Origin of the sequence: Frondihabitans sp. PhB188 (assembly GCF_003752365.1) — a bacterium.
Classification (GTDB): domain Bacteria; phylum Actinomycetota; class Actinomycetes; order Actinomycetales; family Microbacteriaceae; genus Frondihabitans.
The window spans coordinates 203,260-227,544 of the sequence record NZ_RJUO01000005.1; the positions used below are offsets into that span (position 1 = coordinate 203,260).

A 24,285-nucleotide genomic window follows, 5' to 3' on the forward strand; every position below is an offset into this window, starting at 1 on the left:
CAGAATCCTCGTGAACACGCACGGCGTCCTCGGATGAGGATGACGGCGGGACGGCGCGACGGCGGCTCAGGGCACGCGCGCGATGACGGTGCACGTTCGCAAGGACTCTCGGCGACGGCATCCTTGTCGGGGATGCAGAACGGCGTCGAACTCCTCGTGGGGCGCGCACCGACGCCGCCGAATCCTCGCGAGCGCGCACGGCGTCCTTACCTAAGGACGACGCACACCGGGGGCGACGACGCGCACACGCACGCTGACGACGCGCGCCCACTCACCCCAGCGCCGCCACCAGCTTCTCGCGCAGCTCCTCGAGGTCGAAGTGGTTCACGACGACGATGACCTCGGCGAACGTCGGGCCGATGGCCTCGACGAACTCGGCCGACGTCAGGATCACCTGGGCGTCGTCGGCGACGGCGCGGATCGACGCGACGTCGGCGGCGACGACGTCGGCCTCGATGTCGAGGCCGGCGAGCACGCGCTCGGCGTTCACCTTGAGGATTCCGCTGGAGCCGATGCCGACGCCGCAGATGGTGACGATCTTCACGAGTTCAGACCGTTCATGAGCTGGGCACTCCCATCAGTCGCCGTACCTCGTCGGCGGAGGTCGCCGCCGCGAGACCCGGGATGATGCTCGGGTCGTTGAAGACGTTGGCGAGGTCGGCGATCGACTCGAGATGGCCGCCGACCGACTCGACGGCAAGGCCGAGCACGACGCCGACCGGGTCGTTGTGCGGGTGGCCGAAGGCGACCGGCGTCGCGAGGGTGACGACGGCGAGGCCGTCGGCGAGCACCTGGTCGTCGGGCCGCGCGTGGGCGAGGGCGAGACCGGGGGCGATCACGACGTAGGGGCCGTGCTCCTCGATCATGCGGATCATCGCGTCCGCGTAGCCGGGCTTGGCCGCGCCGGAGGCGACGAGCGCGGCTCCGGCGGCGTGCACGGCCTCGCGCCAGTCGGCGACCGTCGCCGCGATGACGATGGACTCGTCGGGAAGAGCGGGAAGCGTCATGAGTCAGGCCTCCTCGAAGCCGAGGGCGATGCGGTCGGCAAGCGCGTCGCGATCTTCGAGCGGGAGGAAGGCGGCGGCCGCGGCGTTGAGCTGGAAGACCTGGAAGTCGTTGAGGTCGTAGTCGAACGCCTGCGACAGGAGCGCGAGCTCGCGGCTGAGGCTCGTGGCGCTCATCAGCCGGTTGTCGGTGTTGACGGTCACGCGGAAGCCCAGCTGGTAGAGGAGGTCGAAGGGGTGGTCGTACATCTCGGTGCCCCAGAAGGCGATCGCCCCGGTCTGCAGGTTCGACGACGGCGCCAGCTCGAGGGTGATCTCGCGGTCGCGCACCCATGTGGCGATCGGACCGAGGCCCACGGTGGTGCGGTCGGTCTCGCGGCCGATCACGCTGACGTCGTCGGCGAGGCGCACCCCGTGCCCGAGACGCAGCGCCCGGCCGTCGAGGAGGGCGCCGCGGATGCTGTCGAGCCCGTCGGCCTCGCCCGCGTGGACGGTGACGGGCAGGAACTCGGTCGCGAGCAGGTCGAACGCCGCGCGGTGACCCGCGGCCGGGAAGCCGATCTCGGGGCCCGCGATGTCGAAGGCGACGACGCCGTTCTCGCGGTGGCGGAGGGCGAGCTCAGCTATGGCGAGCGACTCGCCGGTGTGCCGCAGCGCGCAGAGGATCTGGCCGATCGAGATCTCGTGGCCGCGCTCGGCGAGGTCGTCAATCGCGTCGTCGATACCCTGCTGGACCGCCTCGACCGCGGCGTCGAGAGTGAGGCCGCGGGTCAGGTGCTGCTCGGGGGCCCAGCGGACCTCCCCGTGGATGACGCCGTCGGCAGCCAGGTCGAGCACGAACTCGTGGGCGACCCGGGTGAGGGCCTCGGCCGTCTGCATGACGCCGACGGTGATCTCGAACGTCTTCAGGTACTCGACCAGCGAGCCCGAGTCGGCCTGGGCCGCGATCCAGGCGCCGAGGTCGCCCTCGGGCAGCTCGATGCCGGCTGCCGGCGCGAGCTCGGCGATCGTCGTCGGGCGGAGACCGCCGTCGAGGTGGTCGTGGAGCGAGACCTTCGGCAGCGCCGCGATGCTCGGCCCGCCGTTGGGCAGGCGGTACTCCTGGTCCGGTGCGCTCATACCGACAACCGTACTAGTGGCCGCAGTCGGCAGACTGAACGGCGACCACAAGCGGGCGGGGTGAATCTAGGAGATTCGCTCCACGACGAGAGACCGGGGCGCCGGGGCCGTGCCGCCGATGCTCCAGGCGCCCTCGACGGCCTCCAGCGCGCGGCCGAACCGCGATTCGTCCTCGCTGTGAAGGGTGAAGAGCGGCTGGCCGGCCGTGACCTGGTCACCGGGCTTCGCGTGCAGCTCGATGCCGGCCGTGGCCATCACCGGATCCTGCTTGCGGGCGCGTCCGGCGCCGAGGCGCCAGGCGGCGATGCCGAACGGCAGCGCCTCCTGCTCGATGAGGTAGCCCGACTCGGCGGCGGTGACGACGTGCGTGTGCGGCGCCACCGGCAGCGGGGCCTCAGGGTCGCCGCCCTGGGCGCGGATCATGCGGTTCCAGGAGTCCATGGCTCGTCCGTCGTCGAGAGCGGCCTCGACGTCGGCGTCGGGCTGGCCGGCGGCGGCGAGCATCTCGCGCGCCAGGGCCACGGTGAGCTCGCGGATGTCGGCCGGGCCGCCGCCCGAGAGGGTCTCGAGCGACTCGCGCACCTCGAGGGCGTTTCCGATCGTCTTGCCGAGCGGAACGCTCATGTCGGTGAGGAGCGCCGACGTGCGAACGCCCGCGTCGGTGCCGAGGTCGACCATGGTGTGCGCGAGTTCCTGCGCCCGTGTGAAGTCCTGGATGAAGGCGCCGGAGCCGAACTTCACGTCGAGCACCAGAGCGGCGGTGCCCTCGGCGATCTTCTTCGACATGATCGACGACGCGATCAGCGGGATCGCCTCGACGGTGCCGGTGATGTCGCGGAGCGCGTAGAGCTTGGCGTCGGCGGGGGCGAGACCTGTTCCGGCGGCGCAGATCACGGCACCCTCGTCGGCGAGGATCTCGCGCATGCGCTCGTTGGTGAGCGACGCCTGCCAGCCGGGGATCGACTCGAGCTTGTCGAGGGTCCCGCCCGTGTGGCCGAGGCCTCGGCCAGAGAGCTGCGGCACCGCGACGCCGAACGAGGCGACGAGCGGAGCGAGGGGCAGGGTGATCTTGTCGCCGACTCCGCCGGTGGAGTGCTTGTCGACGGTCGTCCTGCCGAGGCCGTCGAACGACATCGTCTCGCCCGACGCGATCATGGCGAGCGTGAGGTCGCGGATCTCGGAGCGCTGCATGCCGTTCAGGAAGATCGCCATGGTGAGCGCCGACATCTGCTCGTCGGCGACGTAGCCGCGCGTGTAGGCGTCGATCAGCCAGTCGATCTGGGCAGTGCTCAGCGTGCCGGAGGAGCGCTTGACGCGGATCAGGTCGACGACGTCGAAGGGTTCGATGGAAGTGGTCATTGTGAGTCCTTCTGGGAGGCCTCGTAGGCCTGGAGCTGACGGGGCCCGAACGCGTCCGGGATCACCTCGTCGATGGTCTTGAATCCGGAGACGGTGTCGAGCACCATGCCCTCGGCGGAGTGCTCGTAGAGCAGCTGCCGGCAGCGGCCGCACGGCATCAGCACGCCGCCGTTGCCGTCGACGCAGGCGAACGCGACGAGGCGGCCCCCGCCGGTCATGGTCAGCTGCGACACGAGCGAGCACTCGGCGCACAGCGTGAGGCCGTACGAGGCGTTCTCGACGTTGCAGCCCGACACCACGCGGCCGTCGTCGGTCAGCGCCGCAGCCCCCACCGGAAACTTCGAGTAGGGCACGTAGGCCTTCTGCATGGCCTCCCGAGCGGTGGCGCGCAGGCCGTCCCAGTCGAAGACGCTCTCGTGGTCGACGTCGGTCATGACTTCACGTAGGGCTTCCCCGAGGCGGCGGGGCCCCTCGACTGGCCGACGAGCCCCGCGACGGCGAGGATCGTGACGACGTACGGCAGCATCAGCATGAACTCGCTCGGCACCGGCGAGCCGACCGCGCTGAGCACGTTCTGCAGGTTGCTGGCGAAGCCGAAGAGAAGAGCCGCGAGCGTGGCGCGGATCGGATCCCAGCGCCCGAAGATGACGGCGGCGAGGGCGATGTAGCCGGCACCCGCGGTCATCGACTTCTGGAACTCGCCCAGGTCGCCGAGGGTGAAGAACGCGCCGCCCAGGCCGGCGATCGCGCCCGCCAGCGAGACGTTCCAGAAGCGGGTCGCGTTGACCCGGATGCCCACGGTGTCGGCCGCCTGCGGGTGCTCGCCGACCGCGCGGAGGCGGAGGCCCCAGCGGGTCTTGAACAGGCCGAAGAAGACGACCGCGACGGCGACGTACATCAGGTAGACGACGACGTTCTGCTGGAAGAAGAGCGGCCCGATCAGCGGGATGGAGCTGAGGCCGGGGATGTCGACCTGTGCGAAGCGGAGCCCCTGGTTGAGCTTCTCATTCGAGGTGAGCACCTCGGAGTAGAGGAAGCTCGTCAGGCCGGTGACGAACACGTTCAGCACGACGCCGACGATGACCTGGTCGACGAGGTAGCGGATGCTGAAGACGGCCAGGATCATCGACACCAGGGCGCCGGCGACCATGGCGCTGACGAGGCCGGCCCAGAGCGACCCGGTGACGCTGGCCACGACGGCCGAGACAAAGGCGCCGCCCAGCAGCTGGCCCTCGATGGCGACGTTCACGACGCCGACCCGCTCCGAGATGACGCCGCCGAGGGCGCCGAAGATCAGCGGAGTCGAGAGGGCGAGCGACCCGACGAGGAGGCCGGGCACCAGGATCGACTGGTCGGCGCCCGCCCAGGTGAGGAAGGCGACGAAGAACAGGACGCCGAACACCGCGATGAGCCAGATCGGCACCCGGCGGTACTGCGACACCAGGTAGGCGGCTGCGACCGCGATGACGGCGAGCACGATCGTGAGCACGACGTCGGTGCCGCGCGTCGGCAGGACGGCGTTGGGGAGCTTGACGAAGTCGGTCGCCGACGACAGGCGGAAGGTCGAGTCACCCGAGCGGCCGGCCACGAGGAACAGCAGGACCGACACGACGACGAACGCGCCCAGCGCGATCGGTGCCTTCCAGGAGCGCGTCTTCGCGACGGCGAGCCCGGGGGTCTCGGCGACGGGCACGGCCACGTCGGGGGTCAGGGAGCTCACTTGGTCACCACCGCGGTCTTGGAGGAGGACGCCTTGCGGATGCGGGGCGACCCGGAGCCGGTCTGCCGGATTCGGAAGATGGTCCGCACCAGCGGCGGCGCCGCCACGAACAGGACGATCAGCGACTGCACGACCAGCACGATGTCGATCGGCACGCCGTTCGCGGCCTGCATGGCGTAGCCGCCGGCCTTGAGAGCACCGAACAGGATGCCCGCGCCGAAGACGCCCCAGGGGCGAGAGCGGCCGAGCAGCGCGACGGTGATCGCGTCGAAGCCGATGCCCGCGTCGATACCCGACGAGAAGCCGGTGGTCAGCGTGCCGAGCACCTGCGTGGCGCCCGCGATGCCGACGAGCGCGCCCGACAGGACCATCGCCCAGACGTAGACGTTCTTGACGTTGATGCCGGCGGTGCGGGCCGCGTGGGGGTTCTCGCCCACGGCGCGGAAGCGGAAGCCGAGCGTCGACCGGTTGAGCAGCCACGAGCAGAAGATCGTCGCGGCGATCACGAGCAGGAAGCCGACGTTGAGGTTGAAGTTCGGGCCGAGCAGCTTCGGCAGGATCGCCGTGGGCAGCGTCGCCGGAGACTGCGGGTTCGTCGAGCCGGGTGCCTGGAGCAGGCCGGGCGTCCGGAGCATGAACGACACCAGGTACAGGGCGACGTAGTTCAGCATGATCGTCAGGATCACCTCGTGCGCGCCGGTGCGCGCCTTCAGGAAGCCGACGATGAAGCCCCAGAGGGCCCCGCCCGCGATGCCCGCGATGATGGCGAGCGGCAGGTGGATAGCCAGCGGCAGGTGGAACGAGAAGCCGACCCAGCCGGCGGCCGCGGCGCCCATCAGGATCTGCCCCTGGCCGCCGATGTTGAACATGCCGGCGCGGAACGCGAGCGCCACCCCGAGGCCCGCGACGATCAGCGGCATCGCGTAGTTCAGGGTCTCGGTCAGCGGGTGGATCCCGGCGGCGAAGCCGTAGGCGCTGAAGTCGATGACGCTGCCCTGGAAGATCGACACGTAGGCGACCGACACGGAATGCCAGACCGCCTGGATCATGTCGCCCGGACGGGCGAAGAAGTAGCCGGACGTCGACTGCACGGTGGGGTCGGTCGCTGCGATCAGGATGCCCGAGAGCACCAGCGCGAGGACGACCGCGAGGACGGACACCATCGCGTTGCTCTGGACGATGTCGCGGAGCAGGCGCGAGGCCTGCGCGTCGCGCGGAGGAGCCGGAGCCGGAGCCGGAGCGGGCGTGGTCGGGGTGGGGGTGCTCATGCTGCGTCCTCCGTCGAGGGGACCTCGCCGGCCATCATGAGGCCGAGGACGTCGCGCGGGGTGTCGGCGGGGACGATGCCGACGATCGTGCCGCGGTACATGACGGCGATGCGGTCGGCGAGCGCGGTGACCTCGTCGAGCTCGGTCGAGACCACGATCACGGGAACGCCCGAGTCGCGGGTCTCGACGATGCGCTTGTGGACGAACTCGATCGAGCCGACGTCGATGCCGCGGGTGGGCTGGGCCGCGACGAAGAGCCGCAGGTCGCGCGACAGCTCGCGGGCCAGGACGACCTTCTGCTGGTTTCCGCCCGACAGGCGGCCCACCGGAGTGGCGATGCCCTGGCTGCGGATGTCGAACTCGCGGACCTTCTCGGTCGCGAACTCGGCCAGCTCGACCAGGCGGAGCCAGCCTCGCTTCACGAACGGGCCGGACTGCGAGCGGTCGAGCATGAGGTTCTCGGCGATGGTGAACTCGCCGACGAGGCCGTCCTCGGTCCGGTCCTCCGGGACGAAGCCGACACCCGAGTCGAGCACCTTCCGGACGCTGAGGCCCTGGATCTGCTTGCCGTCGAGCTCGATCCGCCCCTCGACGCGCGGCTGGAGGCCGAGGATCGCCTCGGTGAGCTCGGTCTGGCCGTTGCCCTGCACGCCGGCGATGGCGAGGATCTCGCCTCGGCGCAGCTCGAACGAGACGCCGTCGACGACGAACTGGCCGATGGCGTCGATGACGCGGAGGTCGTCGACCACGAGCGCGACGTCGCCCGGCTCGGCCGGCGCCTTCTGCACGGTCAGCTCGACGGAGCGGCCGACCATGAGCGAGGCGAGCTCGGCGTTGGACGCCGTGGGCGAGGCCTCGCCGACGACCGTGCCGAGGCGGATCACGGTGATGCGGTCGGCGACCTCGCGCACCTCGCGCAGCTTGTGGGTGATGAAGACGATCGCGGTGCCGGCGTCGCGGAGCTGCCGCATGATCGCCATCAGCTCGTCGGTCTCCTGCGGCGTCAGCACGGCGGTCGGCTCGTCGAACACGAGCACCTTCGCGTCACGCGACAGCGCCTTGATGATCTCGACGCGCTGCTGCACGCCGACGGGGAGCTCCTCGACGATGGCATCGGGGTCGACGTCGAACCCGAACCGCTGCGAGATCGCGCGCACCTTCGCGCGCGCTCCCGGAAGGTCGAGGCGGCCGCCGAACGCGGTCTCCTCGTGGCCGAGCATGACGTTCTCGGCCACGGTGAAGACCGGCACGAGCATGAAGTGCTGGTGCACCATCCCGATGCCGGCGTTCATGGCGTCGCCGGGACCGGCGAACCGCTGGACGACGTCGTCGAGCAGGATGTCGCCCTCGTCGGCCTGGTACAGGCCGTAGAGCACGTTCATGAGGGTGGACTTGCCGGCGCCGTTCTCTCCGAGAAGCGCGTGGATCTCGCCAGGCTCGACGGTGAGGCTGATGTGATCGTTCGCGGTGAGAGCGCCGAAGCGCTTGGTGATGCCTTGCAGCTCGAGTTTCATGGGGTTGGGTTCTCCCTGGGGGGTCAGGCAGGCGTAAGGGCCCGAAGCGACGTTAGTCGCTCCGGGCCCTGTGGTGGGACGGCCGCGCGAGCGGCCGAGCCCGTGGCGCTACTTGCTGGCGGCCGGCGACTTGACCGTGATCGAGCCGTCGATGATGCCCGCCTTGATCGTCTTCAGCTCGCCCTCGAGGGTCGAGGGGATCTTGTCGGCGTAGTCGTGGAACGGGGCGAGGCCGACGCCGTCGTTCTTCAGGGTGCCGACGTAGGGGGTCGACGAGAAGTCGCCCTTGGCGGCGGACTCGATGACGGCCTCGGTCGCGGGCTTGATGCCCTTCTCGACGCTGGTCAGGAAGAGCGCCTTGTTGGACGGGTCGGTCTCGTAGGTGTCGGAGTCGACGCCGACGAGGACGATGCCCTTGTCGGCGTCCTTCACGGCCTGCGCGGCGCTCTGGTAGATCGGGCCGCCGACCGGCATGATGACGTCGGCGTCCTGGTCGATCAGGGTCTGAGCGGACTGCTTGGCGGCGGTGCCGGCCTCGAAGCCGCCCGTGAAGACGCCCTTCTGCTTGTCGACGTCCCAGCCGACGACCTTGACGTTCTTGCTCTTCTGCTCGTTGTAGTACGCGACGCCGTCCGCGAAGCCGTCCATGAAGATGGTGACCGTCGGGATCTGCGCGCCGCCGAAGGTGCCGACGACGCCGGTCTTCGAGTACGCGGCAGCGGCGTACCCGCCGAGGAAGGCCGCCTCGGAGGTGTTGAAGGTGATCGGCTGCACGTTGTCGGCCGTGATCGACGCGTCGTCGATGGTGGCGAAGTCGACGTTCGGGTTCGCCTTGGCAGCGGCCTTCGTCGCGTCGGCGAGCAGGAAGCCGACGGTGATGATCAGCTTGCACTTCTGAGTGACGAGGCTCGAGATGTTCGAGGCGTAGACGGTCTGGTCGGCGGACTCGACGGCCTTCGGCGTGACGCCGAGGGTGTCGGCGGCGGCGTCGAGGCCCTCCTTGCCGAGCTGGTTGAACGACTTGTCGTCGAAGCCGCCGGCGTCCGAGACCATGCACGGGAGGTAGCTCGACGCCGAGCCGCTCTTGGTGCTCGTCGCTTCGGGGGCCGAGCCGCAGCCGGCGAGGATCGCCGTCGCTCCGACCATGGCGATGCCGGTGAACACGGCCTTTCGCACGGAGATTGTCACTGTGTCCTCCAAGACGGGTTCTGCGCGATGCAGAGGGATTGTGAAGAAGTGGCCCAGCATTCGCCGCTGGGCGCGATGTCTTGCAGGTTACCCAAAGTTACGAGGGCTAATTGCACGTCGCCCCGATCGGGCGCGAAGCGTTACCGGACCGCGACCATCGTGAAACAGCGCCGTTACGCCGAATCTGATAGGGGTTCCGGGTTGTGCCCGCCGCTAAGGTGTGGGCATGACGACAGCACTCGACCGGTTCTACAGCATCATCCCGGCCGGCGGCATCGGCTCCCGCCTGTGGCCGCTGAGCCGCGCAGACGCCCCGAAGTTCCTGCACGATCTCACCGGGTCGGGCACCACGCTGCTTCGCGGAACCTGGGACCGCCTCGCCCCGATCAACGGCGAGCAGCGGATCATGGTCGTCACCGGGCGCTCGCACCGCGCCGCCGTCGAGGCCCAGCTGCCCGCCCTCGAAGACCGCAACGTCGTGCTCGAGTCCGAGCCGAAGGACAGCACCGCCGCGATCGGCCTCGCCGCCGCCATCCTCGCCAAGCGCGAGCCCGACGTGATCATCGGCTCGTTCGCCGCCGACCACGTCATCAGCGATCAGCGCGGCTTCGTGCGCGCGGTCAAGGAGGCCATCGTCGCCGCCGACGCCGGCTACATCGCGACGATCGGCATCACGCCGACCGAGCCTGCCGTCGGCTTCGGCTACATCCACTGCGGCCAGCCGCTCGCCATCGACGGCGCCCCGCACGCGGCAGCAGTGACCTCGTTCGTCGAGAAGCCCGAGCTCGAGACCGCCGAGGAGTACGTCGCCGACGGCAACTACCTCTGGAACGCGGGCATGTTCATCACGCGCGCCGACGTGCTGCTGCGGCAGCTCGGCGAGACGCGCCCCGAGCTGCTCGCCGGCCTGCTCGAGCTCGCCGACGCCTGGGACACCCCCGCGCGAGGCGCCGTCGTCGACCAGGTCTGGCCCGACCTCGAGAAGATCGCCATCGACTACACCGTGGCCGAGCCCGCCGCGGCCCTCGGCCGACTCGCCGTCATCCCCGGCGACTTCGACTGGGACGACGTGGGCGACTTCGCCTCGATCGCGAAGCTGCACTCGAAGGGGCGCGCCTCCGACCTGGCGATCCTCGGCGAGAACGCCCGCGTGCTCGCCGACTCGTCGTCGGGCATAGTCGTCAGCCAGGGCGACCGGCTCATCTCGCTCATCGGCGTCAGCGACATCGTCGTGGTCGACACCCCCGACGCTCTGCTCGTCACCACCAGCGCCAACGCTCAGCGGGTGAAGAGCGTCGTCGACGCGCTCAAGCTGTCCGGGCGCAACGACGTCCTGTAGCAGCTGCGGGCAGGTCGCCATTCGGCGTTCACTGCCCCGCCACTCCCCTGTCACACCCGACGCATAGGTTCGCCTCAGCGAGCGGGTTCTGTGCGCGGATGAGGTGGGATGATGCGAGTTGCCATCGTGACCGAGAGTTTTCTCCCGACCGTCAACGGGGTGACCAACAGCGTCTGCCGGGTGCTCGAGCATCTGCGCGACCGCGGCCACGAGGCCATGGTCATCGCGCCAGCGGGCAAGGGCCCCGACCGCTTCGCGGGCTTCGCCGTGCACCGCATGCCGAGCGTCGGCTACCGCCAGTTCCCGGTCGGGATCCCCGGCCCGGCGATGGCATCGCTGCTCGCCGGCTTCGACCCCGACGTGATCCACGCCGCGTCTCCCCTCGTGCTGGGTGCGCAGGCGATCACCGCCGCCCAGCGGATGGGAGTGCCGAGCGTCGCGATCTTCCAGACCGACATGGCCAAGTACGCCGGCCGCAACGGCTTCGGCGCCGCCGGAACCGCCCTCGTGTGGAAGCTCATCCGCAAGGTGCACCACAATGCGACCCTCACGCTCGTGCCCTCGGAGGCCTCCCGCCGCGACCTCGAGCGCATCGGCGTGCAGCGCGTCGCGACCTGGGGCCGCGGCGTCGACTCGGCGCTCTACCATCCCAACCGCCGTACCGAGCAGGCAGCGCAGGAACTGCGGGCCCGTCTCGCACCCGACGGCGAGGCGATCGTGGGCTACGTCGGGCGCCTCGCCCCCGAGAAGGAGCTCGAGCGCCTGCAGGCCCTCCGGCGCATCCGCGGCATGAGGCTCGTGCTGGTCGGCGACGGGCCCGCGCGCGCCTCGCTGGGCCGGCGCCTGTCTGGGCTCGACCCGGTCTTCCTCGGGACGCTCCGCGGCGAGGAGCTCGCCACGGCCTACGCCGCCTTCGACCTGTTCGTGCACGCCGGCACGACCGAGACCTTCGGGCAGACGCTGCAGGAGGCTCATGCGGCCGGGCTCCCGGTCGTCGCGCCGGCCGCCGGCGGTCCCCTCGACCTCGTCGAGCACGGGGTGGACGGCTTCCTGTTCGACCCGCGCCACGACCACTCGCTGCGGCGGGCCGTCCTCTCGCTGGTCGAGGACCCACTCCTCCGCGCCCGCTTCGGCGAGGCCGGCCGGCGCGCGGTGGTCGGCCGCACCTGGACCCACCTCGGCGACGAGCTGATCGCGCACTACGGGGCCGCCGCCGCGGCGATGCCGCAGCCCGTGGGAACTCTCTCGGCATCGAGATAATCCCCTCAGCGCTCTCCAAGGCGCTCAGGACGGGTGCCTAGGATGGTTCAGATACCGCGTCACACCCCGATCCGTTTTGGAGGGTTGCTCATGGCCGAGCAGACAGGGGTCCTCACCGGGCCTCCCGCGCCGAATGGCGACACGAAGGTGGCGCCTCCGCGCCCGAGCAGGTTCCAGGGCACGCTGTACCGGGGTCGCGAGGGCATGTGGTCGTGGGTCCTCCACCGGATCACCGGCGTCTCGATCTACTTCTTCCTGCTGGTGCACATCCTCGACACGGCGCTCGTCCGGGTCAGCCCGCAGGCGTACAACGCGGTCATCGGCACCTACAAGCACCCGATCATGGGCTTCGGCGAGACGGCTCTCGTCGCGGCGATCGGCTTCCACGCCCTCAACGGCCTCCGGATCATCCTGATCGACTTCTGGAGCCAGGGCACGAAGCACCAGCGACTCATGTTCTGGATCGTGATCGCCCTCTGGGTGATCCTGCTCGCCGGCTTCGTCCCCCGCCAGATGATGAACATCTTCTCGGAGTAGCGCATGACCTCCTCGACCATCGAAGCCCCCCGGAGCCCTCGCCCCGTCGCGCGTAAGCGCCGCGTCAACTGGGAGAAGTGGGGATGGCTCTACATGCGCGGCAGCGGAGTGCTGCTGATCGTGCTGATCGCCGCGCACCTGTTCACGAACCTCATCGCCGGCCAGGGCGGCGTCAAGGCGATCGACTTCGCCTTCGTCGGGGGCAAGTGGTCGAACCCGTTCTGGAAGGTGTGGGACACCCTGCTCCTCTGGCTCGCCCTGATCCACGGCTCGAACGGCATGCGCACCATCGTGAACGACTACGTGTCGAACCCGAAGGTCCGCAAGACCATGCTGATCGCGCTGCTGGCCTCCAGCGTCGTCCTCCTGCTCCTCGGCACCCTGGTCATCTACACGTTCGACCCGTGCCCGGCCGGCTCCCTCCCGAGCGACCTCCCGTCGTTCTGCCCGGCCCAGTAACGCCGTTCTCCTAGCGGCTCCCCCACTCTCGAAGGTTCCTGTGTCTGACATCCCCGACTCCTCCACCGCCCCGACCCGCACCATCGACGGCGTCCACTACCACCAGCACGACATCGTCATCGTCGGCGCCGGCGGCGCCGGGATGCGTGCGGCCATCCAGGCCGGCGCGGGCGCCTCGACAGCCGTCATCTCGAAGCTCTACCCCACGCGATCGCACACGGGAGCGGCCCAGGGCGGCATGGCCGCGGCCCTCGCCAACGTCGAGGACGACAACTGGGAGTGGCACACCTTCGACACCGTGAAGGGCGGCGACTACCTCGTCGACCAGGACGCGGCCGAGATCCTGGCCAAAGAAGCCATCACCGCGGTGCTCGAGCTCGAGAACATGGGCCTGCCGTTCAACCGGACGCCCGAGGGCAAGATCGACCAGCGGCGCTTCGGCGGCCACACCTCCGAGCACGGCAAGGCTCCGGTGCGCCGTGCCTGCTACGCGGCCGACCGCACCGGCCACATGATCCTGCAGACGCTGTTCCAGAACTGCGTGAAGCTCGGCATCAACTTCTTCAACGAGTTCTACGTGCTCGACCTCATCATGACCGAGGTCGACGGCGAGAAGCGCCCCGCGGGCGTCGTGGCGTACGAGCTCTCGACCGGCGAGCTGCACGTCTTCCAGGGCAAGGCGGTCATCTTCGCGACCGGCGGCTTCGGCAAGATCTACAAGACGACCTCGAACGCCCACACGCTCACCGGCGACGGCGTCGGGATCATCTGGCGCAAGGGCCTTCCGCTCGAAGACATGGAGTTCTTCCAGTTCCACCCGACCGGCCTGGCCGGCCTCGGCATCCTCCTCTCGGAGGCCGCCCGAGGCGAGGGGGCGATCCTCCGCAACAGCGAGGGCGAGCGCTTCATGGAGCGCTACGCCCCGACCATCAAAGACCTGGCGCCTCGCGACATCGTCGCGCGCTGCATGCGCACCGAGATCCGCGAGGGCCGCGGCGCTGGCCCCAACAAGGACTACCTCTACCTCGACATCACGCACCTGTCGCCCGAGGTGATCGACGCGAAGCTCCCCGACATCACCGAGTTCGCCCGCACGTATCTCGGCGTGGAGCCCTACACCGAGCCGGTGCCGGTGCTTCCGACAGCGCACTACGCCATGGGCGGCATCCCGACCAACGTCAAGGCCGAGGTGCTCTCCGACAACACCACCGTCGTGCCCGGCCTCTACGCCGCCGGCGAGTGCGCCTGCGTGAGCGTCCACGGCTCCAACCGCCTCGGCACCAACTCGCTGCTCGACATCAACGTCTTCGGCAAGCGAGCCGGCGACAACGCGGTCGAGTACGTCAAGACGGCCGAGTTCGCGCCGCTCCCCGACGACGCCGCCGAGTTCGTCAAGGGCCTGATCGACCAGGTGCGCGGAGCGACCGGCACCGAGCGAATCGCGACCCTTCGGCGCGAGCTGCAGGAGTCCATGGACGACAACGCCCAGGTCTTCCGCACCGAGGAGACCCTCATCGCGGTCACCGAGAAGATTCAGGAGCTGCGCGAGCGCTTCCTCAACATCTCGGTGCAAGACAAGGGCAAGCGCTTCAACACCGACTTACTCGAGGCCATCGAGCTCGGCTTCCTGCTCGACCTCGCCGAGGTCGTCGTCTACTCCGCGCTTTCACGCCAGGAGAGCCGCGGCGGCCACTTCCGCGAGGACTTCCCGAAGCGCGACGACGAGAAGTGGCTCGTGCACACGATGGCCTACCTCTCGGGCGACGCCCACTCGGCCGACGCGGGCGACCACATCAAGCTCTCGACCAAACCGGTCGTCATCACGAACTACCAGCCGATGGAACGGAAGTACTGAGATGAGCACCGTCCTCGAAGAGCGTCCGGCAGCAGCCGACGCGATCCAGAAGTTCACCGCGACGATGATGATCCGCCGCTTCGACCCCGATGTCGACACCGAGCCGCGCTGGCAGGAGTTCTCGGTCGAGATGCTGCCGACCGACCGCGTGCTCGACGCGCTGCACCAGATCAAGTGGGAGCAGGACGGCTCGCTGACCTTCCGTCGCTCGTGCGCCCACGGCGTCTGCGGCTCGGACGCCATGCGCATCAACGGCCGCAACCGCCTCGCGTGCAAGACGCTGATGAAAGACCTCGACATCTCGAAGCCGGTCTACGTCGAGGCCATCAAGGGCCTGCCGCTCGAGAAGGACCTCGTCGTCGACATGGAGCCGTTCTTCGCCTCCTACCGCGAGGTGCAGCCCTTCCTGCAGTCGTCGTCGAAGCCCGAGAAGGAGCGCCTCCAGTCGGCCGAGCAGCGCGCCCGGTTCGACGACACCACGAAGTGCATCCTCTGCGCCGCCTGCACCTCGTCGTGCCCGGTGTTCTGGACCGACGGGCAGTACTTCGGCCCGGCGGCGATCGTCAATGCGCACCGCTTCATCTTCGACTCGCGCGACGAGGCCAGCGAGGTGCGGCTCGACATCCTCAACGACAAGGAGGGTGTGTGGCGCTGCCGCACGACCTTCAACTGCACCGAGGCGTGCCCGCGCGGCATTCAGGTGACACAGGCCATCGCCGAGGTCAAAGCCGCAGTGCTCCGCGGCCGGCCCTAATCGGCGACGACACAGACAGCACCCATCCCGACGGCGAGCTGCAACGCCACCCGCACCCCGATCTCCCCCTCGTCGCTGAGCGGCGCCACGGCGTCGCACCACCACGTCGGCAGGTCGACGGCGGGGGCGTCCGGCAGAAGGCGCGCGACCTCGCCGGCAGTCGGCATGAGGCGGGGCGGGTAGACGGTCAGCACCGGCACACCCGTGGCGGTGGTCACCTGCAGCGCCGAGCCCCCGTCGATCTCGCGCACGGCCGCGGCACCCGGGATCGCCTCGGCGGCCTCGGCGAGCGAGAACAGGTCGTGGTCGCCGCGGGAGAGGATCGTGATCTCACGGGGCACCCGGGTGACCCCCTCGACTTCCTGCGCCCGTGTCGCCGGGCTTCCGGTCGTGCGGATGCGGCTCTCCGTGCAGGTCGAGGTCGCCGTGGAGGTCGTCCTCCCACGCCTGGAGCAGCGGCGCGGCCACGAGGGCGGTGAGGCGGTCGCCGCCAACGGAGTCGAGCGCATCGTGCAGGCGGTCCCAGCCGGGGTCGGTCGCCGTGCCGAGCGGCAGCAGGTAGGCGGGGCGCGACGCGCTGCCGACGACGACGACGTCCTGGTCGTCCGCGAAGACGCGCTCGTGCAGCGCCAGCCGCCGCACCGACGGGGCGCCGATGAGCAGCGCGACCGGATTCGGCGGCGGGTACTCGACCGGGCGGAACGTGCGATCGGCCTCCCCCACGCGCGCCAGCACCAGCGCGAAGGTGGGCAGGGAATGCACGGTCAGGATCGCGAGCGCCTCGCCCAGCCGCTCGATCGCCGCGTCCAGCCCCGCCGAACCGCCCGGCACGTCGGCGGTGATGGCGACCGTCTCCTCGATGCCGTGCCCGCCGAACCGAGCTGTGACGGCGGCCGAGAAGCCGTCGCCCTCGACCAGGAACCTCGACGCATCGGGCGCGCGATGCCGGGCGTCCTGCGTGAGCACCCAGCGGTCCCAGCCGTGCTCCAGAGGCTCGGCGAGGCCCCAGGCGCGTGGGCGCCCGCCCCCGATCGCCAGCGCCATCGTCTCGAGCGCGCCGCCGAGCATCACGTCGTCCGTCGGCCGGTGCAGGAGCGTCACGTCGACGCTGAGCTGGGTGGTGTGGGCGTCCGCCGAGGTGAGCGAGCCCGTCGGGAGGTCGCCGTCGGCGTCCGGGTCGTTTCCCTTCGCCGGGGCCAGCACGGCCTCGTCGAGGTCGGCGCGGTCGACGCCCGTGATGCCGTCGCGGAACCCGTTCGGCGTCTCGACGGCCCAGACCCCTCCTGCTGCGACCAACGCCGAGCGCAGGCCGATGGTGATCCGAGCCGACTCGGGCGTCACCAGCACCACCGTGCGATCGGCCAGCGGTGGCCGCGACAGCAGGTCGGCGAGGGGCGGGGTGAGACGCACCACTCGAGACCGACTGGCCACCCGCACGGCATGCGGCGTGATCGCGTCGATCAGCGGATGGCGAATCGGTGTGCCCACCCGGCCCATTGAACTCCCGGGGGGCCGGCCGCGACCGGGCGAGCTCTGCGGCGGCACGCAGTTCGTGCGCCCGTGGTCCGTGCGACACTCCTCGGCCCCCTCGCGCGCAGGCGCCACCCCACTCGCTACGCTCGGACCACGCCCTGCGACTCACCGAGCGAGGCGCCCGCCCCCTGCCCCGCCACGAGAGGCCCGCTGTGGACGCCGAGACCGACAACCGCCCCGATGAGCTCGCCCTGCAGAGAGAGATGGCGTCGGCCGTCGCCGCGTCGCTCGCCGAGGTCGAATGGGCTGAGGCGAGTCTCTTCTGGTCGGAACTCGCAGGCCGCCGACTCGAGACCCTCTCCGTCGGCGGTCACGCGTCCGAGCAGCCCGTGCCCCGCGCCGTCGACGAGCTCGGCCTCCGCCTCCGCCGCGACATGGCCGCCGCCGAACGCGGCACGTGGCTGTCGATGAGCCTCGTGATGGAGGCGGACGGCGGCTTCACCTGCCGGTTCAACTACGACCGACGCGTCTACGCCAACCCCGGCAGCCCGTTCACGGCGGGCCCCGGCGCCGCCGGGCCCGATGACGAGGCGTGGGCGCACGACCTGGCACGGTTCCCGCGCAGTCCGCGCTACACGCCGGCCTGGCTGCCGGGAGCTGGTCTCGGCATCGCCGCACCCTACGACGTGCTCGCCGATGCCTGGGGCTGGCCCGGCGTGTTCGCCAGCGTCGAGCAGCAGACGGATGCGGCCCTCGCCGCGAACGGCGCCGTGCCGCCGCTTGCGCCGGCCGACGCCGAGGCCGTCGGCCGGCTCGTGCTCAGCGCCGTCGTCGCCGACGTGCTCGAACCGCACCACCTGGCCACCCTGCTGGGGCTGCACCGCGAGGCGGTGGGGCGACGGCTGCTGCCCGATGTGCCGGGTGTCGACGGGCTCGACCCCGCGCTCCCGCTGCTCGAGGCGCGCGAGCAGTCGTCGCCGGCGCTGCTCGGCGTGGAGGCCGGGGTGTACGGCGTGATCGGCGACGTGGTGCGGGCTCGGCTGCGGGGCTGACGCTCCACCGGCAGAACCCGCCGAATCAGCACGAACCCGCCGAAGAGACGACGGGTTCGTGCCGCAACGGCGGGGCCGAGCACGAGCCGGCCCGCGGGCCGGATGACAGCTACGCGCGCGCCGCACCCACCTTGGCGGCGAACGGCGCCACCAGCGGGTGCGCCTCGTCGAGGCCCGTGATCGCCACGGCCAGCTCGACGTCGCTCCTCGACGCGTCGGCGAGCATCGCCTGGAGCTCGACGCTCTGCTCGTCGTCGGCCACGTCGAAGCGGAGGGCGGCGCCCATGGCCTCGAGCAGCGCGACCGGGGTCGTGCCGCGGTCGCTGAGACCTGCGGCCGGCGACACGAAGCGCTCGTCGCGAGAGAGCTTGCGGAGCGGCTGGCGGCCGACGCGCGCCGTGGTGTCGGGCAGGTCGGCGTTCTCGAACCGCTTGAGGATCGCCGCGACGTAGTCGCCATGAACGGCCGGGTCGAGGTCGTGCTTGGCGATCAGCAGGGCGCTCGTCTCGCCGAGGACGGCTTCGACGGCGGCACGCACCTCGGGCAGCGCGATGGCGTCCGAGATCTTGTCCGCACCCGCGAGGAAGCCGAAGTAGGCGGTCGTCGCGTGGCCCGTGTTGACGGTGAACAGCTTGCGCTCGATCGAGGCCTCGAGACCGTCGACCCAGTGCACACCGGGGATATCGGGCTCGGCTCCGCCGAACGGCGTCCGGTCGATGGCCCACTCGTAGTAGGTCTCGACGGTGACGTCGAGCCCCTGGCCCGGCGCCTGGGCGGGGACGATGCGGTCGACGGCGGTGTTCGCGAAGACGGCCCTGCCGAGCGCGGCGTCGTCGGCGCCGCCGGGCAGGTTCGCGACGATGAACTCCTCGAGTCGGTCGGTCGCGTTGAGCGCGTTCTCGCAGGCCATGACCGCGACCTTCGGCAGCGACGCGTCGCGAGCCTGGAGCCCGGCGGCGATCGCCGGAGCGATGAACTTGAGCACGTTCGGGCCCACGGCGCAGGTGACCACAGCGGCCGAGGCCACCGCGGCGACGACGGCGTCGGGATCGGCGGCGGAGTTGACGGCCGAGAAGCGGGTGACCTCATGGTCGGCAGCGCCCTCGCCCACCTCGTGGACGACGTACGAGTCGGCGGCCTTCAGCTCGTCGATCAGCTCGGCATTGACGTCCGAGAAGACGACCTCGTAGCCGGCTTCGTGGAGCAGGAGCCCGACGAAGCCGCGCCCGATGTTGCCGGCGCCGAAATGGACCGCGGTGCCAGCAGTCACTCGTTGACCGCTTCGAGCTGAGCGAAGATCTCGTCGACGCCCGCGGCGTCGCGGAGGGCCTGGACCTCGTCGTCGTCGGAGAAGATGATGGCGATCTTCGACAGGATCTCGAGGTGCTGGTTCTCGATGCCCGCGATGCCGACCACGAAGTGGACGGGGTTGCCGTCCCAGTCGATCGGAGTCGAGTAGCGGGTGAACGACAGCGCCGACTTCAGGATGGCGTCCTTGGCGTCGTTCGTGCCGTGCGGGATGGCGAGGAAGTTGCCCATGTAGGTCGACACGCTCTTCTCGCGCTCGATCATCGCAGGCAGGTAGTCGGCTGTGACCGATCCCGCCTCCAGAAGGATCTCGCTGGCTTCTCGCATCGCCTCCGACTTGGTCGTGGCGGTGCCTTCGGCTTTGATCTGGCTCTTCTGGAGGACGGAATCAGTCATGTCTCAGATGCTACTTTCTTTGGTTATTTCTGGTTCGCCAGCTGGTCGACGACCTGGTCGTACTGCGGAGCGTTCATGAAGTTGTCGACCGAGACGTGCTGGGCGCCGGGGTTCATGGTCTTCGCGCGGTCGGTCAGCTGCTGCTGCGTGATGATCAGGTCTTCGTCGCCCGTGAGGTTCGCGATGGCCTTGTTGACCACGGTCACACCCTCGATGCCGGCCTTCTTGATCTTGTTGCGCAGGACGCTGGCGCCCATGGCCGACGAGCCCATGCCGGCGTCGCAGGCGAACACGATGTTCTCGACGCGGGTGGCGGTGCTCGTGGTGGTGGCGCTGCCGACACCGCCGAAGGTGGCCTCGGCCTCCTCCTCCGTGGCGGGAGCGGTGGAGCCGGCGAAGACGCCCGCGGTCGCGGCGTTGGCGTCGCGGCCCTTGGCGGCCTGCATCTTGGCGAGGGCGTCCGACATGTCGCCGCCGCCGGCGGCCAGGTCGCGCTTGCGGGTCGCGATGAGGAAGAACGATGCGACGACACCCGACACTGCGGCGGAGAGGACGACCGAGGCGATGACGCCCAGGTAGCTGTCTCGCGAGGTGTTGGCGAGGACGGCGATGATCGAGCCGGGCGAGGCCGGACCGGTCAGGCCGGAGCCGAAGGCGACGTTGGTCGCGACACCCGTGGCGCCACCGAGGATGACGGCGATGAACATGATCGGCTTCTGCAGGACGAACGGGAAGTAGATCTCGTGGATGCCGCCGAAGAACTGGATGATGATCGCGCCGGGAGCCGAGGCGCGTGCCGCACCGACACCGAAGAAGGTGAAGGCGAGGAGGATGCCGAGGCCGGGGCCGGGGTTCGCCTCGAGGAGGAACAGGATCGACTTGCCCGACTCCTTGACCTGCTGGGCGCCCAGCTGGTCGAGCACGCCGTGGTTGATGGCGTTGTTCAGGAAGAACACCTTGGCCGGCTCGATGAAGAGGCTCGCGAGGGGCAGGAGGTGGGCGTTGATGAGGCCCTCGACCGCGTTGCCGAGGCCGACGACGATCACGCTGAAGAGTTTCGAGAGCCAGAAGAAGCCGGCCATGAAGAGACCGAAGCCCAGGATGCCCGCCGAGTAGTTGTTGACGAGCATCTCGAAGCCGGGCTTGATCTTGCCGTCCCAGAGGCGGTCCATCCGCTTGACGAGGTACGCGCCGAGCGGGCCGCAGATCATGGCGCCGAGGATCATCGTCGAGTCGGACCCGAGGATCACGCCCATCGTGAAGATCGAGCCGACGACCGCGCCGCGGATGTCGTAGACCATGCGGCCACCCTGGTTGGCGATGGCCAGCGGGATCAGGTAGGTCAGGATCGGGCCGACGACGCCCACGTTGGCGACGCCGTCGGTCGTCCCGAAGCCGCCGAGGACGCCGACCGGAGTCCATCCGGTCTCGATGAAGAAGGCCGTGATGAAGCCCCACGCGATGAAGATCGCGATGTTGGGCATCACCATGCCGGCGAGGAACGCGCCGAACTTCTGGACCCGGACGCGGCCGGAACCGGCCTCCCGGGTCGTGGCGCCTGCAGACGTCGTTGTCATGATCGTGTCTTTCTGTTCATGGTGGTGAGGGGGTTGTGTGGTGCTGGGGGGGTCTAGAGCGAGGTGGAGACGGAGGACGCCGCGGCACGAGCCGCTGCGGCCGACGGGGCGCGGAGCGCGGCCTGGGCCATCGCCTTCGCCTCGTCGAGCGTGTGGTTCAGGAGCTCGGCGCGCACGTCGGCGAGGGCCGCGGGCGTCATCGAGAGGGTGGTCGCGCCGAGGCCGACGAGCACGACCGCGAGCAGCGGGTCGGACGCGGCCTCGCCGCAGATGCCGACGCCCTTGTGCGCGGCGGCTCCGGCGGTGCCGAGCTGTGCGACGAGGCGGAGCACGGCGGGGTGCCACGGATCCTGGTACGAAGCCACTGTGCCGAGCATGCGGTCGGCGGCCATCGTGTACTGGGTGAGGTCGTTCGTGCCGATCGACACGAAGTCGGCGGTCTCGAGCACCTGGTCGGCCATGAGCGCGACCGAGGGCACCTCGGCCATGACGCCGGCCGTCGTGATGCCGAGCTCCTTGGCGAGGGCCACGAAGTACTCGGTCTCCTCGACGTCGGCGACCATCGGAGCCATGACCCAGAGGTCGGCGTCGGTCTCGGCGTCGGCCTCGGCGAGCGCCGTGAGCTGGTCGCGGAGGATGTTCTCGTGGGCCCGCAGCGCGCGCAGACCGCGACGGCCGAGGGCCGGGTTCTCCTCGCCCGCGTCGGTGAGGAACGGCAGCGGCTTGTCGGCGCCGGCGTCCAGCGCGCGGACGACGACCTTCTTGCCGGGGAACTCCTTCAAAAGAGCCACGTACGAGGCCTTCTGCGTCGCGACGTCGGGCGCGTACGGGGAGTCGAGGAACAGGAACTCCGTCCGGAACAGCCCGACGCCCTCCGCCCCGAGCTCGACGGCCGCGGCGGCGTCCTTCGGGGAGCCGAGGTTGGCGAGCAGCGGCACGGTCGTGCCGTCCGCGAGGGCGCCCGGCGTGAGCGGGGCGGAAGCGGCCGCGAGGCGCTCGGCGCGCTTCTGGTCGGCGTCGGCGATCTGCTCGTCGGTCGGGTCGGTGAGGACGGCGCCGGCACCGGCGTCGACGATCACGACGTCGCCGTCGGCGAGCTCGTCGGCCTGCGTCACGCCGACGATGGCCGTGATGCCCTTGGCGCGCGCGAGGATCGCCGTGTGCGAGGTGGGCCCGCCGTCGCGGGTGACGAGTGCGAGAACCTTGTCGAGGTCGAGGAGTGCGGTGTCGGCCGGTGCGAGGTCGCGCGCCACCAGGATGAACGGGGTGTCCGACTCGGGCACGCCGGGGGCGTGCACGCCGCGGAGCTGCGCGATGATGCGCTGAGCGACGTCGCCGAGGTCGGCTGCGCGCTCCCCCATGTATCCGCCCATGCCCGAGAGGATGTCCTGGAACGACTTGAACGCGTTGTAGACGGCGCGCTCCTCGTTGGTGCCGGCGTCGATCTGCGCGTGCACGTCGTCGAGGATCGACGGGTCCTGCGCCATGAGCGCCTGGGCCTCGAGCACGGCCTGGGCGTCGCCGCCCGCTGCGGCACCGCGCTTGCCGAGGTCGGCGGCGACGGCGGCCAGCGCCTCGCCGACCCGGGACTTGGCCGCGGCCGCATCGCCCTGGAGGGGCGACTGGTCGGGCTCGCCGAGCGGTTCGGCCATGCGGAGGACGGGTCCGGACGCGGTTCCGCGTCCGACTCCGACACCGGGCAGTTCGGGCATCCGAGACTCCTTCATCTGGGGCTGGCCTTGTCGGCAGTGCAGCTGGTTCGTGTGGTGCGTGTTCAACGAGTGCGCACCCATGTGTCCGGAGACGGGCGCTGGGAAGACCATACATCGATCTGAATTGACAAACAAACAAAATCAGAGCTAAAAATGCACCAACAGACATTTGTTTGCGCTTGGTTCTGCTTTCGTGGCCTGAGACAAGGCCCAGAATGCCCATTTCTCACCGATGAGGACCGATGTACGCCCCAGAACGCCACCTCCGCATCGTCGAGGAGGCCCGCCAGCACGGTCGAGTCGACGTCCGAGACCTCGCCGAGCTCCTCGAGGTCACCCCCGAGACGATCCGCCGAGACCTCACCAGCCTCGAGCGCCGCGGCCTCGTCCGCCGGGCTCACGGCGGCGCCATCCCCGTCGAGCGGATGACCTTCCACCCGGGCGTCGGCGACCGGGGCGGCATCAACACCGCCGAGAAGATGGTCATCGCCCAGGCCGCCGTCGACGAGATCCCCGAGAACGGGTCGATCATCATCGACGCGGGCACCTCCACGATCCTCCTCGCGCAGATGCTCCCCTCCGACCGCGGTCTGACCGTCGTCACCCACTCGCTCCCCGTCGCCATGGCCGTGGCGAACCGGCCCGGCATCGACCTCCACCTGCTGGGCGGCAGCATCCGCCGCGACTCGCTGGCCGGCGTCGGCACCTGGACCCACCAGCTCGTCGGCATGGTCTCGGTCGACGCCGCCTTCATCAGCGTCGGCGGCATCACCCCCGAGCGCGGCCTGACCACCCACAACATCTCGGAAGCCGCGGTCAAGTCGGCCCTCATCAAGGCCGCCCGGCGCAGCATCCTCCTCGCCGATCACACCAAGTTCGGCCGCGAGGAGTTCGGTCGCGTGGCGCCCATCGCCGCCATCGATACGATCATCACCGACCCCGCCGTCAACCTCGACCTCGTCCGCGAGGTGGAGGCCGCCGGCACCGAGGTCCTCTGGCCCGGCAGGAACTGACCAGCCTCCGCCCGTCCCCACCGACTACCGTCGTACAACGTCCGTCCACCGCCGTCCGCAACCCTCGCAAGGAGCAGCATCCATGTCCGAAGCCACCCGCACCGTGACCGTCGCCTCGTCGTCCGGCCTCCACGCCCGCCCGGCGTCCCTCTTCGTCCAGACGGTGACCGCCTCCGGCCACCAGGTGACCATCGCCAAGGGCGATAAGAGCGTCAACGCCTCCAGCATCCTGGGCCTCCTCGGCCTCGGCGTGAACACGGGCGACGAGGTCGTCCTCACCGTCTCGGGCGACGACGCCGAGACCACCGCCGACTCGCTGGTGGAGTTCCTGACCACCGACCACGACGCCGCCTGAGCCGCACCGTCCTCCTCCGCCGG

24 protein-coding genes are annotated in these 24,285 nt (G+C 70.0%); 9 read left to right on the forward strand and 15 right to left on the reverse strand.

Annotation, left to right across the window (positions count from 1 at the left end; translation table 11 throughout):
• Positions 1-271 precede the first annotated feature (271 nt).
• The 9 genes from EDF46_RS15905 to EDF46_RS15945 all read right to left on the reverse strand — a co-directional run bounded on the left by EDF46_RS15905 (position 272) and on the right by EDF46_RS15945 (position 9,172).
• Positions 272-544 (reverse strand): PTS sugar transporter subunit IIB, encoded by a 273-nt coding sequence (locus EDF46_RS15905; RefSeq protein WP_123507296.1) that lies wholly within the window; start codon positions 542-544, stop codon positions 272-274.
• 13 nt (positions 545-557) lie between these two features.
• Positions 558-1,007 (reverse strand): PTS sugar transporter subunit IIA, encoded by a 450-nt coding sequence (locus EDF46_RS15910; RefSeq protein WP_123507297.1) that lies wholly within the window; start codon positions 1,005-1,007, stop codon positions 558-560.
• Positions 1,008-1,010: 3 nt separating this feature from the next.
• Positions 1,011-2,123, reverse strand: a complete 1,113-nt coding sequence (locus tag EDF46_RS15915) for an adenosine deaminase (protein WP_123507298.1) — start codon at positions 2,121-2,123, stop codon at positions 1,011-1,013.
• A gap of 66 nt (positions 2,124-2,189) precedes the next feature.
• Complete coding sequence (locus tag EDF46_RS15920; protein WP_123507299.1) at positions 2,190-3,482, reverse strand: thymidine phosphorylase; 1,293 nt, start codon at positions 3,480-3,482, stop codon at positions 2,190-2,192.
• On the reverse strand, positions 3,479-3,916 hold the full coding sequence (locus EDF46_RS15925; RefSeq protein WP_123507300.1) for a cytidine deaminase: 438 nt from the start codon (positions 3,914-3,916) through the stop codon (positions 3,479-3,481). The genes EDF46_RS15920 and EDF46_RS15925 overlap by 4 nt, the downstream gene beginning before the upstream one ends.
• A complete protein-coding gene (locus EDF46_RS15930) occupies positions 3,913-5,202 on the reverse strand; it encodes an ABC transporter permease (RefSeq protein WP_123507301.1) in 1,290 nt (429 codons plus the stop codon). The genes EDF46_RS15925 and EDF46_RS15930 overlap by 4 nt, the downstream gene beginning before the upstream one ends.
• The gene (locus tag EDF46_RS15935) at positions 5,199-6,470 is read right to left on the reverse strand and encodes an ABC transporter permease (RefSeq protein ID WP_123507302.1); all 1,272 of its coding nucleotides are present in this window, start codon (positions 6,468-6,470) and stop codon (positions 5,199-5,201) included. The genes EDF46_RS15930 and EDF46_RS15935 overlap by 4 nt, the downstream gene beginning before the upstream one ends.
• Positions 6,467-7,984, reverse strand: coding sequence for an ABC transporter ATP-binding protein (locus EDF46_RS15940; protein ID WP_123507303.1), 1,518 nt, complete (start codon positions 7,982-7,984; stop codon positions 6,467-6,469). The genes EDF46_RS15935 and EDF46_RS15940 overlap by 4 nt, the downstream gene beginning before the upstream one ends.
• 108 nt (positions 7,985-8,092) lie before the next feature.
• Positions 8,093-9,172, reverse strand: a complete 1,080-nt coding sequence (locus EDF46_RS15945) for a BMP family protein (protein WP_123507304.1) — start codon at positions 9,170-9,172, stop codon at positions 8,093-8,095.
• A 226-nt stretch (positions 9,173-9,398) separates the two neighbouring features.
• Between EDF46_RS15945 and EDF46_RS15950 the strand changes: the two genes are divergently transcribed.
• The 6 genes from EDF46_RS15950 to EDF46_RS15975 all read left to right on the forward strand — a co-directional run bounded on the left by EDF46_RS15950 (position 9,399) and on the right by EDF46_RS15975 (position 15,376).
• A complete protein-coding gene (locus EDF46_RS15950) occupies positions 9,399-10,511 on the forward strand; it encodes a mannose-1-phosphate guanylyltransferase (RefSeq protein WP_123507305.1) in 1,113 nt (370 codons plus the stop codon).
• A gap of 111 nt (positions 10,512-10,622) precedes the next feature.
• Positions 10,623-11,771, forward strand: coding sequence for a glycosyltransferase family 1 protein (locus EDF46_RS15955; protein WP_123507554.1), 1,149 nt, complete (start codon positions 10,623-10,625; stop codon positions 11,769-11,771).
• Positions 11,772-11,861: 90 nt separating this feature from the next.
• Entirely contained in the window at positions 11,862-12,308 is a 447-nt protein-coding gene (sdhC, locus tag EDF46_RS15960) for a succinate dehydrogenase, cytochrome b556 subunit (protein ID WP_123507306.1), read from the forward strand.
• A gap of 3 nt (positions 12,309-12,311) precedes the next feature.
• A complete protein-coding gene (locus EDF46_RS15965; RefSeq protein WP_123507307.1) occupies positions 12,312-12,767 on the forward strand; it encodes a succinate dehydrogenase hydrophobic membrane anchor subunit in 456 nt (151 codons plus the stop codon).
• A gap of 40 nt (positions 12,768-12,807) precedes the next feature.
• Positions 12,808-14,622, forward strand: a complete 1,815-nt coding sequence (gene sdhA / locus EDF46_RS15970) for a succinate dehydrogenase flavoprotein subunit (RefSeq protein WP_233580072.1) — start codon at positions 12,808-12,810, stop codon at positions 14,620-14,622.
• A 1-nt stretch (position 14,623) separates the two neighbouring features.
• Positions 14,624-15,376: a succinate dehydrogenase iron-sulfur subunit gene (locus tag EDF46_RS15975; protein WP_123507308.1), complete on the forward strand. Its 753-nt coding sequence runs from the start codon at positions 14,624-14,626 to the stop codon at positions 15,374-15,376.
• Here the strand turns inward: EDF46_RS15975 and EDF46_RS15980 are convergent.
• Together EDF46_RS15980 and EDF46_RS15985 are read right to left on the reverse strand one after the other, a co-directional pair.
• Positions 15,373-15,717: a hypothetical protein gene (locus EDF46_RS15980; protein WP_123507309.1), complete on the reverse strand. Its 345-nt coding sequence runs from the start codon at positions 15,715-15,717 to the stop codon at positions 15,373-15,375. The two genes, EDF46_RS15975 and EDF46_RS15980, sit on opposite strands and share 4 nt — an antisense overlap.
• Positions 15,707-16,873, reverse strand: a complete 1,167-nt coding sequence (locus EDF46_RS15985) for a DUF6177 family protein (RefSeq protein WP_233580073.1) — start codon at positions 16,871-16,873, stop codon at positions 15,707-15,709. Before EDF46_RS15985 ends, EDF46_RS15980 begins: the two co-directional genes overlap by 11 nt.
• Before the next feature lie 188 nt (positions 16,874-17,061).
• Here EDF46_RS15985 and EDF46_RS15990 point away from each other — a divergent pair, with 188 nt between their 5' ends.
• Positions 17,062-17,901: a hypothetical protein gene (locus tag EDF46_RS15990; RefSeq protein WP_123507311.1), complete on the forward strand. Its 840-nt coding sequence runs from the start codon at positions 17,062-17,064 to the stop codon at positions 17,899-17,901.
• Between the two features lie 109 nt (positions 17,902-18,010).
• Here EDF46_RS15990 and EDF46_RS15995 read toward each other — a convergent pair whose 3' ends face one another.
• Genes EDF46_RS15995 through ptsP form a run of 4 tightly spaced genes read right to left on the reverse strand, consistent with a single transcriptional unit; the run spans position 18,011 to position 22,894 of the window.
• Positions 18,011-19,171: a mannitol-1-phosphate 5-dehydrogenase gene (locus EDF46_RS15995; protein WP_123507312.1), complete on the reverse strand. Its 1,161-nt coding sequence runs from the start codon at positions 19,169-19,171 to the stop codon at positions 18,011-18,013.
• On the reverse strand, positions 19,168-19,605 hold the full coding sequence (locus EDF46_RS16000) for a PTS sugar transporter subunit IIA (RefSeq protein WP_123507313.1): 438 nt from the start codon (positions 19,603-19,605) through the stop codon (positions 19,168-19,170). Before EDF46_RS16000 ends, EDF46_RS15995 begins: the two co-directional genes overlap by 4 nt.
• Positions 19,606-19,628: 23 nt before the next feature.
• Complete coding sequence (locus tag EDF46_RS16005; protein WP_158614279.1) at positions 19,629-21,182, reverse strand: PTS mannitol transporter subunit IICB; 1,554 nt, start codon at positions 21,180-21,182, stop codon at positions 19,629-19,631.
• Between the two features lie 53 nt (positions 21,183-21,235).
• Positions 21,236-22,894 carry a phosphoenolpyruvate--protein phosphotransferase gene (gene ptsP / locus EDF46_RS16010; RefSeq protein WP_123507314.1) on the reverse strand — a complete coding sequence of 553 codons (1,659 nt, stop codon included), beginning with the start codon at positions 22,892-22,894 and terminating at the stop codon, positions 21,236-21,238.
• A 242-nt stretch (positions 22,895-23,136) separates the two neighbouring features.
• Between ptsP and EDF46_RS16015 the strand changes: the two genes are divergently transcribed.
• On the forward strand, positions 23,137-23,907 hold the full coding sequence (locus tag EDF46_RS16015; protein ID WP_123507315.1) for a DeoR/GlpR family DNA-binding transcription regulator: 771 nt from the start codon (positions 23,137-23,139) through the stop codon (positions 23,905-23,907).
• An 82-nt stretch (positions 23,908-23,989) separates the two neighbouring features.
• Positions 23,990-24,262, forward strand: a complete 273-nt coding sequence (locus EDF46_RS16020; protein WP_123507316.1) for an HPr family phosphocarrier protein — start codon at positions 23,990-23,992, stop codon at positions 24,260-24,262.
• Positions 24,263-24,285: the final 23 nt, after the last annotated feature.

What these genes read in the sequence shown, in the direction of transcription:
- EDF46_RS15940 (WP_123507303.1), bottom strand. Translation starts at nt 7,984, where the DNA reads ATGAAACTCGAGCTGCAAGGCATCACCAAGCGCTTCGGCGCTCTCACC.
- EDF46_RS15975 (WP_123507308.1), top strand. Translation starts at nt 14,624, where the DNA reads ATGAGCACCGTCCTCGAAGAGCGTCCGGCAGCAGCCGACGCGATCCAG.
- EDF46_RS15950 (WP_123507305.1), top strand. Translation starts at nt 9,399, where the DNA reads ATGACGACAGCACTCGACCGGTTCTACAGCATCATCCCGGCCGGCGGC.
- EDF46_RS16015 (WP_123507315.1), top strand. Translation starts at nt 23,137, where the DNA reads ATGTACGCCCCAGAACGCCACCTCCGCATCGTCGAGGAGGCCCGCCAG.
- EDF46_RS15915 (WP_123507298.1), bottom strand. Translation starts at nt 2,123, where the DNA reads ATGAGCGCACCGGACCAGGAGTACCGCCTGCCCAACGGCGGGCCGAGC.
- EDF46_RS16005 (WP_158614279.1), bottom strand. Translation starts at nt 21,182, where the DNA reads ATGACAACGACGTCTGCAGGCGCCACGACCCGGGAGGCCGGTTCCGGC.
- EDF46_RS15925 (WP_123507300.1), bottom strand. Translation starts at nt 3,916, where the DNA reads ATGACCGACGTCGACCACGAGAGCGTCTTCGACTGGGACGGCCTGCGC.
- EDF46_RS16000 (WP_123507313.1), bottom strand. Translation starts at nt 19,605, where the DNA reads ATGACTGATTCCGTCCTCCAGAAGAGCCAGATCAAAGCCGAAGGCACC.
- sdhC (WP_123507306.1), top strand. Translation starts at nt 11,862, where the DNA reads ATGGCCGAGCAGACAGGGGTCCTCACCGGGCCTCCCGCGCCGAATGGC.
- EDF46_RS15955 (WP_123507554.1), top strand. Translation starts at nt 10,623, where the DNA reads ATGCGAGTTGCCATCGTGACCGAGAGTTTTCTCCCGACCGTCAACGGG.
- EDF46_RS15910 (WP_123507297.1), bottom strand. Translation starts at nt 1,007, where the DNA reads ATGACGCTTCCCGCTCTTCCCGACGAGTCCATCGTCATCGCGGCGACG.
- EDF46_RS15920 (WP_123507299.1), bottom strand. Translation starts at nt 3,482, where the DNA reads ATGACCACTTCCATCGAACCCTTCGACGTCGTCGACCTGATCCGCGTC.
- ptsP (WP_123507314.1), bottom strand. Translation starts at nt 22,894, where the DNA reads ATGCCCGAACTGCCCGGTGTCGGAGTCGGACGCGGAACCGCGTCCGGA.
- EDF46_RS16020 (WP_123507316.1), top strand. Translation starts at nt 23,990, where the DNA reads ATGTCCGAAGCCACCCGCACCGTGACCGTCGCCTCGTCGTCCGGCCTC.
- EDF46_RS15985 (WP_233580073.1), bottom strand. Translation starts at nt 16,873, where the DNA reads ATGGGCCGGGTGGGCACACCGATTCGCCATCCGCTGATCGACGCGATC.
- EDF46_RS15935 (WP_123507302.1), bottom strand. Translation starts at nt 6,470, where the DNA reads ATGAGCACCCCCACCCCGACCACGCCCGCTCCGGCTCCGGCTCCGGCT.
- EDF46_RS15965 (WP_123507307.1), top strand. Translation starts at nt 12,312, where the DNA reads ATGACCTCCTCGACCATCGAAGCCCCCCGGAGCCCTCGCCCCGTCGCG.